This is a genomic window from Amycolatopsis nigrescens CSC17Ta-90, from assembly GCF_000384315.1.
Classification (GTDB): domain Bacteria; phylum Actinomycetota; class Actinomycetes; order Mycobacteriales; family Pseudonocardiaceae; genus Amycolatopsis; species Amycolatopsis nigrescens.
The window spans coordinates 1,325,549-1,337,497 of the sequence record NZ_ARVW01000001.1 but is presented as its reverse complement, the minus strand read 5'-3'; the positions used below and the strand labels follow the sequence as shown (position 1 = coordinate 1,337,497).

At 69.4% G+C, this 11,949-nt stretch carries 9 protein-coding genes; 5 read left to right on the top strand and 4 right to left on the bottom strand.

Annotated features, from left to right (window positions below; translation table 11 throughout):
• Position 1: 1 nt before the first annotated feature.
• Positions 2–1,030, bottom strand: coding sequence for a methyltransferase (locus AMYNI_RS0106130; protein WP_020667105.1), 1,029 nt, complete (start codon positions 1,028–1,030; stop codon positions 2–4).
• 333 nt (positions 1,031–1,363) lie between these two features.
• Between AMYNI_RS0106130 and AMYNI_RS0106125 the strand changes: the two genes are divergently transcribed.
• The 3 genes from AMYNI_RS0106125 to AMYNI_RS43720 all read left to right on the top strand — a co-directional run bounded on the left by AMYNI_RS0106125 (position 1,364) and on the right by AMYNI_RS43720 (position 6,875).
• Entirely contained in the window at positions 1,364–2,560 is a 1,197-nt protein-coding gene (locus AMYNI_RS0106125) for a cytochrome P450 (RefSeq protein WP_157357265.1), read from the top strand.
• Between the two features lie 254 nt (positions 2,561–2,814).
• Positions 2,815–4,695 (top strand): glycosyltransferase family 39 protein, encoded by a 1,881-nt coding sequence (locus tag AMYNI_RS43725; protein WP_020667103.1) that lies wholly within the window; start codon positions 2,815–2,817, stop codon positions 4,693–4,695.
• Between the two features lie 392 nt (positions 4,696–5,087).
• Positions 5,088–6,875: an ArnT family glycosyltransferase gene (locus tag AMYNI_RS43720; protein ID WP_245573883.1), complete on the top strand. Its 1,788-nt coding sequence runs from the start codon at positions 5,088–5,090 to the stop codon at positions 6,873–6,875.
• A gap of 184 nt (positions 6,876–7,059) precedes the next feature.
• On the opposite strand, the gene AMYNI_RS43715 is transcribed toward AMYNI_RS43720, so the two are convergent.
• The 3 genes from AMYNI_RS43715 to AMYNI_RS0106100 form a co-directional block, all read right to left on the bottom strand.
• Positions 7,060–8,169, bottom strand: coding sequence for an RCC1 domain-containing protein (locus tag AMYNI_RS43715; RefSeq protein ID WP_020667101.1), 1,110 nt, complete (start codon positions 8,167–8,169; stop codon positions 7,060–7,062).
• Between the two features lie 62 nt (positions 8,170–8,231).
• Positions 8,232–8,699, bottom strand: coding sequence for an HAD family hydrolase (locus AMYNI_RS0106105; protein WP_020667100.1), 468 nt, complete (start codon positions 8,697–8,699; stop codon positions 8,232–8,234).
• A 32-nt stretch (positions 8,700–8,731) separates the two neighbouring features.
• A complete protein-coding gene (locus tag AMYNI_RS0106100) occupies positions 8,732–9,205 on the bottom strand; it encodes an ester cyclase (protein ID WP_020667099.1) in 474 nt (157 codons plus the stop codon).
• Positions 9,206–9,382: 177 nt separating this feature from the next.
• Here AMYNI_RS0106100 and AMYNI_RS0106095 point away from each other — a divergent pair, with 177 nt between their 5' ends.
• On the top strand, positions 9,383–10,201 hold the full coding sequence (locus AMYNI_RS0106095; protein ID WP_020667098.1) for an LLM class flavin-dependent oxidoreductase: 819 nt from the start codon (positions 9,383–9,385) through the stop codon (positions 10,199–10,201).
• Between the two features lie 138 nt (positions 10,202–10,339).
• On the top strand, positions 10,340–11,872 hold the full coding sequence (locus tag AMYNI_RS0106090; RefSeq protein ID WP_020667097.1) for an FAD-binding oxidoreductase: 1,533 nt from the start codon (positions 10,340–10,342) through the stop codon (positions 11,870–11,872).
• The last annotated feature ends 77 nt before the right edge of the window (positions 11,873–11,949 follow it).

Below are 11,949 nucleotides of genomic sequence, written 5' to 3'. Positions count from 1 at the left end.
CTCAGACGGGACGCGCTTCGACCAGGCTGAAGGCCGTGTCGGTGGGGACCACCCTGGTCAGCTCGTAGCCGGCCGCGCGGAATACCTCGGCGTACTGCGCCTCGGTGCGCACGTTGCCGTTCATGGTGATGGTCATGACCAGGTCGAAGTTCTTCACGAACCGGGAGGACTTGTCGTCGCGGACGAACTCGGCCGCGACGAACCTGGCCTTCGGCGACGCGGCCCGGCACAGCTTGAGCAGCTGCACCACCTTCGCGTCGTCCCAGCTGTGCATGACCTGCTTGACCACATAGGTGTCGATGCCGCCGGGCACCTTCTCGAAGAAGTCGCCCGCCTCCAGCCGCAGCCGGTCCGAGCCGATCATCGACTCGAGGTCCGGCCTGGCGCGGGCCTCTTCGATCACCGGTGGCAGGTCCACCAGCACACCCTGCTTCACCCCGGGGTGCGCGCGCAGGATCGCGCCGAGGTAGGTGCCGGTGCCGCCACCGAGGTCGGCGATCACCCCGCTGTCGGAGAACTCCGGGTAGGACGCGGCGACCTGGTCGCTCAGCGCCTCGGAGAAGTCGTTCATCGCACCGTTGAAGATGGTGCCGTCTTCGGGGTGCTGGGCCAGGTGCGCCCACAGGGTCTTCTCGTAGGCGACCTCGAAGCCTGGTTTGCCGGTGGCGAGGCCGTCGGCGAGCCGGCCCCAAGCGGTCCACAGCCAGCGTGAACCGACCAGCCGCGCCATCGAGTACTGCGAGCGGGGGAAACCGCGGCGCAGCAGATGGGACAACGGGGAGTTCTCGAAGACATCCGGTTGCGTCTCGCGGAAGACTCCTTCCTCCACGAGCAGTCGGAGCACCTTGCCGAGCTGGACCACGTTGGTCCCGCTGCGCTCGGCGAGCTCTTCGACGGACATCTTCCCGTCGCCGAGCACGTCGGCCAGCCCATGCTGGGCCGCCACCGAAATGCACAGAGCGGTGGTCGGGAACATCAGCTGCGAGAGCGCGAAGGCGTCCGCGGCGTCTGGCGCATAACTCTCGCTCATGCTTTCTGCCCTGCTTTCTGTCGCACAATGAGTTTGTCACTACGTGGGGGTAAGAGGTAATGAGCCCAATACGTTTGACCAAAGCATTCTGGTTCTCCCCGTCCCACGTCGTGGGGCAGGCGTCCCCGCCGCCCGGGAATCTGCCGAGGACGGGGCGGGATTTCCCGGTTCCCGGCTGGCACGGCGATTGTCCCTGTCGAGGGGGGACCGGACGACGATGACCCTGGGACCCCGGTTGTGCCAGAGTCTTACCCGGCGCCACGGCCGAGGGGTTCGCCGAATGGCGCCGAATGACGCTGAACGACGCTACAGCTCGGAGAAGATGAGGTCATCGTGGCACAGCCTTCCTCGTTACCGATGTTTCCCCGCGAGCGAGTCCATCCGTTCGACCTGCCGCCGGAATACGACCGGTTACGCGCGGAAGCCCCGATCAGCCGGTTCGTCTGGCCGAACGGCGTGGAAGGGTGGTTGGTAACCACCTACGACCTTCAGCGGAAGCTGCTCGCGGACAACCGGTTCAGCATCGACAGGGCCGGCAACATGCCGCCTTCGCTTGCCATCGGCCGCAAGCCGGTGATGATGCCGCGCTCGCTGGTCGCGATGGACCCGCCGGAGCACACGAAGTGGCGGCGGCTCATCCTGCGCGACATGACGCCGGGCAAGGCGCGTGCGCTGGAGCCGCGGATCGAGGAGATCACCCAGGAGTACCTGGCGGGGATGCGCGAGCACGGCGGGCCGCTGGACCTGCTGGAGTCCCTCGCCTTCCCGGTGCCGTCCAGGATCATCTGCGAGCTGCTCGGCGTGCCGGCGTCGGATCAGGAGTTCTTCCAGCAGCAGACCCATGTCCGCAGTGCGGTGGCGAGTACTCCGGACCAGGTCGACGAGGCCACCATCGCGCTGATCGACTACCTGACCGACATCGCGGAGCAGAAGAAGCGCAAGCCGGTCGACGATCTGCTCAGCCACCTCGGCGCGGCCGAGATCGACGGCGAGCCGGTTTCGCGGGAGTACATGGTCGGCATGGGCATGCTGCTGCTGCTCGCCGGGCACGAGACCACGGCGAGCACGATCGGCATCGGGGTGGCCCACCTGCTGGAGAACCCCTCGCTGATCAAGGAGCTGGAAACCCCGCAGGGCGCGGACAAGCTGGTCGAGGAGATCCTGCGGATCCACTCGATCATCCAGTTCGGCGTGACTCGGCGGGCCACCACGGACGTGGAGATCGGCGGGGTGCGGATCGCCGAGGGGGAGTGGGTGACCTGCCTGCTGGCCTCCGGGAACCGGGACGAGACGCAGTACAAGTGCCCGCACGCGATCGACACCAGCCAGCCGCAGGTGGCGCACCTGACCTTCGGCTACGGCGTGCACCAGTGCATCGGGATGAGCCTGGCCAGGGTCGAGCTGCGGGTGGTGCTGCGCGCGCTGTTCTCCGCCTTCCCGACGCTGCGGTCGGTGCAGCCGGCCGACAAGCTTCGCTACCGCGAGGACATGTTCGTCTACGGTCTTTACGAACTGCCCGTTCAGTGGTGATCTCCAGACCCTCCGATAGTCGGTGATTCAGGTCACATCGCGCCGGCCCCCGCTCGGGTTTTGGCTTGGCTGAGCCAAGTCTCAGCTTGCGGTGACGATGCAGGCCAGCGCTTCGGAAATCGCAACCCGACCCCGAACCCCTCCTTCCCGCGACCGCGGGAGGAGGGGTTCGGCACGTTCACGTTCGGTTGAAGGCCCCCGAACTCCTCGCTACGGTGGGAACACAGTCGATCACACAATGACAACCACGAGTAATGGGGGCAAAGGTGCTCGAGTGCGATTCAGCGCGCCCACTTTCGGCGGCGGAACGCGAAAGATCTTCGAGTTCTGCGTGGTTCTCCCCGCCTTCCCGGATCCGGTGGGCGGTCGTCCTGCTGTCCCTGCTGGCCGCCGCGCTGTACGCCTGGGGCGCGACCCGCGGTGCCACCCATCCGTACTACACCGCGGCCATCCGCACCATGAGCGAGAGCTGGCACGCCTTCGTCTTCGGCGCGTTCGACCCCACGGGTTTCGTGACCACGGACAAGCTGCCGGGATCGATGTGGGTGCACGCGCTGTTCGTGCGGGTCTTCGGCATGCACACCTGGGTGCTGCTGCTGCCGGAGGTGCTGGCCGCGACGGCGTCGGTGCCGCTGCTGTTCGGCGCGGTGCGGCGGTGGTCCGGCGTACGGGCCGGGCTGGTCGCCGCGGTGATCCTGATGCTCACCCCGGCGGTGCTGGCGACCACGCGGGTGAACCTGCCGGACACGCTGCTGCTGTTCTTCGTGGTGGCCGCGGCCTACGCGCTGGTGCGGGCGCTGGAGCACCCGGGGTGGCGCTGGCTGGTGCTGTCCGCGGTGCTGGTCGGGCTGGCGTTCCAGATGAAGATGCTCCAGGCCTTCCTGGTACTGCCCGCCTTCTGCCTCACCTATCTCTTCTTCGCCGCGGTGTCGCCACGGGCGCGGCTGGTCCGCGCGGTGGTGTACGGCGCGTTGTCCCTGCTGGTGTCGGTCGCCTGGATGGCCGTGGTGTCCCTGGTGCCTGCGACCTCCCGGCCGCAGGTCGACGGCAGCACGTCGAACTCGTTGTGGGACATGGTCTTCGTCTACAACGGGGTCGGCCGCGGCGGTAGCGGCAACGCCACGGCCGGGCTGTTCGGCGGTCAGCCCGGCATCACCAGGCTGTTCAACGCGGAGCTCGCCACCCAGATCAGCTGGCTGCTGCCGCTGGCCGTGCTGTTCCTGGTCGCCGGTGTGATCGGGACCAGCACTGCTCGAGGTGGGGACCGCATCGACCGGGCGGGCTGGACGTTGTGGGGCGGCTGGCTGGTGGTCGGCTGGGCGGCGTTGAGCGTGCTCAGCGGGATGCATCCGTACTACACCACGATGGTGGCGCCGCCGTTGGCCGCGCTGGTGGGGACCGGGGTCGTGCGGGCGTACGCCGCGTGGCAGGCGCGCCGTCCCGCCGGCTGGCTGCTGCCGGCCGGGGTGCTGCTGACCGCGGGCTGGGCGCTGGTCCTGCTGCTGCGCCAGTCGGTCAGCCAGCCGTGGCTGCTGCTACTGGTGGCGCTGGCCACCGCGATGGCGGTCGGCCTGCTGCTGGCCGTCCGGGTCACCCGCGTCCGGAGCCGGGAGCTCGCGGCCGCCACCGCGCTCGTGCTCGGCGTGGCGCTTTTCGCCGCGCCCGGCGCTTGGGCGCTGAGCACGCCGGCGATCGCGGACACCTCACCGCGGAAGATCGACCCGCTCGCCGGACCGGAAGGGCACAAGCCGCTCCTCGGCAGGCTGGGCGGCGTCGACCGGGGGCTGCTGGGCTACCTGGAGGCGAACCGCGGCGACGCGCGTTTCCTGTTCGCCAGCGCGGAAGCGAGTACCGCCGCGCATTATCTCGGCGACGGGCTGCCGGTGCTGCCGCTGCGCGGTTTCACCGAGGAGTCGCCGTCCATTCCGGTTGGCGGGCTGAGCAGGCTGGTCGGCGGTGGTGAGGTCCGGTACGTGTTGATGGGCTCGCCGAGGCCCGGCACCACGGGCTCGGCGCGGGAGCGGGAGGCCTGGGTGCGCGAAAACTGCGCACTCGTGCCGCGAGAGGCATACGGAAAACGCGGCGCGCCGGAAAGCCCGTGGGGCGAGGCGGCGCTCTACGACTGCCGCGCCTGATCCGGCCGGATCGGGCGATAAGCCGGATTCCCTGCGGAACAAGGGAATCCGGCTCGGCTGTCCGGTTACGCTGAGAGCTGGCTTCGGCCATCCGGGTGATCCGGTCGGCGTTTTTGTTGCCCGCAAAGGCTTTTGTGTTCGCTGACCTGCTCTTTAACCGGGGCCCGCCGGTGCAGCTCAGCGCCCTTCGCCGGGCAAGGGGTCTGGTGCGCCCGCGGCTGGACGGCCGCCGCGGGCCGGGAAAAAGGGGACAAGTTCGGCTGAGAGCCGGTTGAAGACCGCCGTCCGCGATCACTACCTTGAGCGAGCAGACGCTTACGGTTGCGGGGGGTCCCAAGGTGGTCGAGCTAGCTTCAGCGCGCCCGGAAACGGTTGCGATACGGCATAAAACGGTGCCGGTTGTGGTGCTGACCGTGCTGGCGGCCGCCCTGTATGCCTGGGGCCTGAGCCGGGGTGCGCCGCACTACTACTACAGCGCCGCGATGCGGAGCATGAGCGAGAGCTGGCACGCTTTCTTCTTCGGCGCGTTCGATCCGTCGGGCTTCGTGACCACGGACAAGTTGCCGGGATCGTTGTGGGTGCACGCGTTGTTCGTGCGGGTTTTCGGCACGCAGTCCTGGGTGTTCTTGCTGCCGGAGGTGCTGGCGGCGTCGGCGTCGGTGCCGTTGCTGTTCGGTGCGGTGCGTCGGTGGGCGGGGGCGCGGGCGGGGTTCGCCGCCGCGGTGATCTTCCTGTGCACGCCGGTGGTTTTCGCGACGGCGCAGGTGAACATCCCGGACACGTTGCTGATGTGCGCGGTGGTGGCGGCGGCCTATGCGCTGGTGCGTGCGCTGGAGCATCCGGGGTGGCGCTGGCTGGTGCTGTCCGCGGTGCTGGTGGGCGTCGGTTTCCAGGTGAAGATGTTGCAGGCGTTGCTGGTGTTGCCCGCGTTCTGCCTCACCTACCTGTTCTTCGCCGCGGCGGCGCCGAGGGTGCGGTTGGTCCGTGCGGTGGTCTACGGCGCGTTGTCGGTGCTGGTGTCGCTGTCCTGGATGACCGTGGTGTCGCTGGTGCCGGCCGGTGCACGGCCGCAGGTCGACGGGAGCGCGTCGAACTCGTTGTGGGACATGGTCTTCGTCTACAACGGGGTCAGCCGCGGCGGCCAGGGCGGGGTCGCCGGGCTGTTCGGCGGCGAGCCGGGGGCCACGCGCCTTGTCAACGAGCAGTCGGGCGGGCAGATCGGCTGGCTGCTGCCGCTGGCCGTGGTGCTGCTGGTGGCGGGGCTGCTGCGGGCCCGCACCCGGAGCGACCGGGCCGGCTGGCTGCTCTGGGGCGGCTGGCTGGTGCTCGGCGGGGCGGTGCTCAGCCTGCTCGGCGGCATGCATCCGTACTACACCGCGATACTGGCCCCAGCCGTCGCCGCGGTCGCCGGTACCGGGCTGGTGCGCGCCTTCGCCGACTGGCGTGCCCGCCGCCCGGCCGGCTGGTTGCTGCCGGCCGGGGTGCTGCTGACCGCGGGCTGGGCGCTGGTGCTGCTCACCCGGCAGCGGGCCGGCCTCGGCTGGCTGCCGCCGCTGATCGCGGTCGCCGCCGTGCTCGCGGTGGGTTTGTTGCTGGTGCTGCGGGTTTCCCGTGACGGGAGGCGGGCGATCGCGATGGCGGCCGTGTTCACCGCCGCGGTCGCGCTGTTCGCCGGTCCCGCCACCTGGCTGGTGAGTACCCCGCGGATCGACGGGCACTCGACCAGGGTGGTCGATCCGGTGGCGGGCCCGCCGCAGGTGCAGGCGGCGGGTGCGCGGCGTTCGGGCGGCACCCTGCCGGTGGTCAACCAGGATCTGCTGGACTACCTGCTGGCGCACCACGGCAAGGAGCGGTTCCTGTTCGCCGCCGGCGAGTCGAGCACGGCCGCGCCGTATCTCGGTGACGGCCGGAATGTGCTGCCACTGCGCGGTTTCACCGAGAACTCGCCTTCCATCCCGGTCGACGAGCTGAGCCGACTGGTCGCGGCCGGCGAACTCCGCTACGTGCTGATGATCAACCTGCCCGGCATGACCGGTCAGGCCCTGCAGCGCGCCGACTGGATCCACGCGCACTGCGCCACCGTGCCCCGCCCCGCCTACCAGCCGACCGCCGTCCCCGGCCGCTGGGACCCCACCCTCTACGACTGCGTCCCCGGCGCCCACCCTTCACCCGCCAGCTGACCCGCCGCTCCTTCCGCTGCATGCAGCGAAGGTGCCCTTCACGACATATGGCCGATGCAGCGAAGGCCACCTTCGCTGCGTTGAACGCAGGCAAGGTGGCCTTCGCTGCATACCTTCGGGTCAGGAAGGACCGCAGCCCCTGGCACACCAGTTGACTGGCGGGCCAGGGGCGCGAGTCACTGGATCAGGCCAGTGCCATGGTGTAGCCACCACCGGCGACGATGGCCTTGACGCCGCTGATGCCCTTGACCGCGACCGGGTGGGTGCGGTTCTCGGTGGTCCCGTCGCCGAGCTGGCCGGCGTCGTTGAGGCCCCACGCGCGGAGGGTGCCGTCTTCGAGCAGCACGACGGTGTGCCCGCCGGGGCCGAACTCGTTACGGCCGCCGCCACCGGCGATCGTCTTGACCCCGGTCAGGTCCGCCACCTGTGCGGGCAGGCTGCGGTTGTCCGTGGTGCCGTCGCCGAGCTGGCCGCTGTCGTTGTTGCCCCAGGTCCACACGGTGCCGTCGGTGGCCAGCACCAGGCTGTGGAAGTAGCCGCCGATGAACGACTCGATCTTGACGTCGTCCAGACCCTGCACCGGGACCGGGTCGAGCCGGGTCTCGTTGGAGCCGTCGCCGACCTGGCCGCGGTCGTTGCGGCCCCAGGCCCACAGCTTGCCGTCCGCGGTTTTGGCCAGCGTGTGCCCGCCCCCACCGTTGACCTCGACCACGTTCTCCAGGTTCACCCGTACCGGCTCCAGCCGGGTCTCGGTGGTGCCGTCGCCGAGGCCGCCGAACAGGTTGTGGCCCCAGGTCCACACGGTGCCGTCGTTGCCAAGCGCGACGCTGTGCCCGCCGCCCCAGGAGACCCGCGCGATGTCGGTCAGGTTCTTCACCTTCACCGGGTGGCTGCGGCTGTCCGTGGTGCCGTCGCCGAGGTCACCGCGGCCGTTGTGGCCCCAGGCCCAGACGGTCCCGTCCTGGGCCAGCGCCAGGGTGTGCCCGCCGCCGCCGGAGAGCTGCTTGACGTTCTCCAGGCCCTCGACCTTGGCGGGCACCGAGCGGTTCTCGGTGGTGCCGTCGCCGACCTGGCCGTGGTCATTGCGGCCCCAGGCCCAGACCGTGCGGTCGGACAGCAGCACGACACCCTGGCCGCCACCGCCGGTGATGGTCACGATGTCCTCGAGACCATCGAGCTTGGCCGGCAGGAGACGAGGCTCGTTCGTGCCGTCGCACTGCTGTCCGAAGCCGTTGTCCCCCCAAATCCATACGTTGCCCGTTTCGATGCCGGCTTCCGGCTTCACGACCGTCATTGCGACTCCTGTGTCCTTGTTCCCGGTGACTTTTACGAAGTTCTTTCCAGCGCTGAACGGGGTCAGCCGACGTGGCTGCCCTTGGCCAGCTCCACCACGCCGAGCAGGGTCGTCACGACCTGGTCGGCGCCGGCGGCGCGGAGCTCGTCCCCGGCCGTTTCGGTGGGGTCCACCGCGACCACGATGTCGGCCTGCGGGCGGGCCCTGGCCACGTCGGCCGTCGAAGCCGCGGTGACGGCCACGACGGTGAACTCGCAGCCGTACCCGTCTTCCGCCTTCTGGCGGGCGAATGACACCTGCGCGGCGGGACCGCAGGACGCGACGTCCAGGTCGAGATAGCGGTCCACGCCGACCTTGTCGGTCCGGCGCCGCGCGCCGGCCTCGTCCTCTTCGGTGAGCAGGGACAGCACGGCGTTGCCGTCGTGCCGCAACTGGGCCAGCGCTTCGGCCGCGCCAGGCGGACGGCGCAGCTCACCTTTCTCGATGAGGACACCGTCGACATCGAACAAAAGCAGTCGGCGTGCGGCCATGGCCCTTTTCCCTTCTCTCGTTGGTGGTGTGCTCAGGTCCATTTGTTGGACTGGCCCGGCGCGAGTACGCCCACATCGGTCAGGATCCGCGGCAGGTCGTCGGCCAGCCAGGACTCGACCACCAGCCCGTCCACCACCCGGTGCACCTCGGTGCCGGTCAGCTTGAAGGACTTCTCCGATGGCGGGATGCCGAGCAGCGAACCCTGGTGGGTGCCCTCCGCGGTGAACTGGTTCGCGATCAGGTCGCCCTCACCGAACAGCGTCTCGATGGTGACGCGGTAGTCGGGGAAGGCGTCGCGCCACTGGCGGACCGCCATCTTGAATGCCTCCGGGCCGCGCGGAAGCGACAGCCCGGTCTTGTGCGCAACGTAGTCTTCGGAGAAGAGTTCGCGCACCAGGGTGAGATCGCCACCGTTGACGATCTTGTCCGTGATGTGCCGAATCAGCTCCTTGCCGCCCTGCCGGCCGGAGCCGGTGGCAGCGCTGGTGTTCCCGTCCGTGGCCAACGTTCACCTCCGCATCGCTTTCCTCGCCAAGACTTCCGGATCCGCTTCCTCAAGTCATGAGGCAGCGGTCCCACCGGCATTAGGACTTAGCGACCATTTCGTCACAGCGGGGGTGCGGTGGTGGCGGGTTTCGGTGAATGATCGGGCTTGTCAGAAAGTCGATGCAAGGAGTGTGTCATGACTGTTCGCCCGTTCCGTTTCGGTGTGGTCGCCGGGTATACGCCGAAGGTCGAGGCATTGACCGGGATCGCCCGGCGGGCCGAGGAGCTCGGCTACGACACCCTCGTCACGCCGGACCCGGTGGCCGAGCACGACCCGCTGACCGCGCTGTCCGCGGTCGCGGCGGTGACCAGCAGGCTGCACTTCGGCACCTTCGTGCTGGCCGACGCCTTCCGCGACCGGCAGCAGCTGAACTGGCAGGCGCAGACCCTGCACAAGCTCTCCGGCGGCCGGTTCGAGCTGGGGCTTGGCGCGGGCCGGCCGGGCGCCGAGCAGCGTGCCGCCACGCTCGGCCGGGATTTCGGCTCCCCGGGGCAGCGGCTGCGCGGGCTGGCCGAGACGGTGGCACTGGTCAAGAAGGAGCAGGACCGGCCGAAGCTGCTGCTCGCCGGTGCCGGGCCCAAGCTGCTGGAACTGGCAGGGCGCGAGGCCGACATCGTGACGCTGACCTGGAAGCCGCAGACCACCGAGGACGACGCAAAGTCCATTGTGGACAACTTCCGGTCCGCGGCGAGCGCGCGGCTGGCGGAGATCGAGCTGAACATCAACCTGATCGCGGTCGGCGACGAGCTCTCCACCGAGGTGAACAAGTTCATCGGTGCCAGCACCGCGGACCTCGCCGCGGCCGGCGCGGTCACCGTGCTGCCGGGTACCCCGGGTGAGTGCGCGGACACCCTGCGCCGCTGGCGCGACACCTACGGGATCTCCTACATCACGGTAAATGCGGCTTTCCTGGACAAGTTCGCGCCGGTGGTGGAAAAGCTGAGCGGCAGCTGAGCCATTCCGCCCGGGGCAGTGGGGACGGATATCCCGCGCCGTTCAGGAATCTTTCCCAAGATCGGCACAAACCTCGCATCCTGGCAAGACTTTCGCGACACTCAACCCCGATAACACCGGCGTTAAGGAGCGAAGGTCATGGTCAATCGAAGGACGGTGCTGCGGGCAGGTGCTGGTGCGGTCGGGCTCGCCGTGGCGGGTGCGCCGCTGTGGTCGGCCGCCGAAGCGCGGCCGGCCACCGGCGCGGCGCGCTGGGCACAGCTGCGCCGCTCCTTCACCGGGGACGTGGTGCTGCCCGGCGACCCGGCCTACGACCAGGCCAGGCAGCTCGACAGCAAGGCCTTCGACGGCGTCCGGCCACAGGCGATCGCCTTCTGCGAGAACAGTAGCGACGTGCGGCTCTGCCTGAACTTCGCGCAGGACAACGACATCCAGGTGGCGCTGCGCAGCGGTGGGCACTCCGCGGCGGGGTACTCCACCGGCACCGGGCTGGTGCTGGACACCTCGCGGCTCAACCAGGTCAAGGTGGGGCGTTCGACCACCACGATCGGGCCGGGCTCGCAGGGGGTGGACATCGTGAACGCGCTGGCCCCCAGCGGACTGGCCGCGGTCACCGGCAACTGCGCGACGGTCTGCGCCGGCGGGTACCTCCAGGGCGGCGGGATCGGGCCGCTGGCGCGGAAGTTCGGCATTGCCGCGGACCGGCTGGTGTCCGCCGAGGTGGTGCTGCCCAATGGCCGCATCGTGCGTTGTTCGGAGCACCGCGAACGTGAGCTGTTCTGGGCGCTGCGCGGTGGCGGCGGTGGCAACTTCGGGGTGGTCACCCGGTACGAGATCAAGCCGGGGAACGTGACCAGGATGGTCAGCTTCAGCCTGAGCTGGCCGTGGGAGCAGGCCGCGAACGTGATCACCGCGTACCTGCCCTGGCTGGCGCAGGCCCCGGACGATCTGACCGCGAACCTGACCGTGATGAACCAGAACGCCGCCCCCGGCAGCAAGCCGACCGTGCTGGTCTCCGGCGGCTGGCTCGGCGGCCCAGTGTCCGGGTTGGACCCGCACCTGAACGAGCTCGTCTCGGCGGTGGGCGCGGCCCCGGCCACCCGCAGCGCGGACGACCTGACCTACCAGCAGGCGATCATGCGGATGTTCGGCTGCGGGGACAAGACGGTGGACCAGTGCCACCGGGTCGGCTACAACCCCGAAGCGATGCTGCAGCGGCAGAGCCTGGTGATGGCGCGCGGGCGGTTGTTCGAGGGGGAGCTGAACGGCACCGGGATCGACGAGGCGCTCACCGCGTTCGAGGCGAACCCAGTGGCGGGCCAGTTCCGGGTGATGAGCTTCGGCGGGCTCGGCGGCCAGATCAACCGGACCCCGCGCACCGCGACCGCGTATGTGCACCGGACCGCGCAGCACTACTTCACCTTCACCTCGGGCGTCCGCACCCCGGTGCCGACGCCCGAGGAGAAGGCGGCCGTCGAAGCGTGGACCGACGGCGGTTACGCGGTGGCCGAGCGGTACGGCGACGGTGAGGGACAGGTGAACTTCATCGACTCCCGGCTGCCGGACTGGCGCAGCGCCTACTACGGCGAGAACTACCACCGCCTGCTCCGGGCCAAGCGCCGCTACGACCCGCACGGCTTCTTCCGCTTCGCCCAAGGCATCGGCGCCTGACCCCGCACGGCAAATAGCCGACTTTTTGCCCCGGGCTTGAGGGGCGAAAAGTCGGCTATTTGCCTATTCGCGAGTGG

Bases quoted from the DNA above. Each gene is read 5' to 3' on its own strand.
- AMYNI_RS0106130 (WP_020667105.1), bottom strand. From the start codon at position 1,030: ATGAGCGAGAGTTATGCGCCAGACGCCGCGGACGCCTTCGCGCTCTCG.
- AMYNI_RS43725 (WP_020667103.1), top strand. From the start codon at position 2,815: ATGGGGGCAAAGGTGCTCGAGTGCGATTCAGCGCGCCCACTTTCGGCG.
- AMYNI_RS43715 (WP_020667101.1), bottom strand. From the start codon at position 8,169: ATGACGGTCGTGAAGCCGGAAGCCGGCATCGAAACGGGCAACGTATGG.
- AMYNI_RS0106105 (WP_020667100.1), bottom strand. From the start codon at position 8,699: ATGGCCGCACGCCGACTGCTTTTGTTCGATGTCGACGGTGTCCTCATC.
- AMYNI_RS0106095 (WP_020667098.1), top strand. From the start codon at position 9,383: ATGACTGTTCGCCCGTTCCGTTTCGGTGTGGTCGCCGGGTATACGCCG.
- AMYNI_RS0106090 (WP_020667097.1), top strand. From the start codon at position 10,340: ATGGTCAATCGAAGGACGGTGCTGCGGGCAGGTGCTGGTGCGGTCGGG.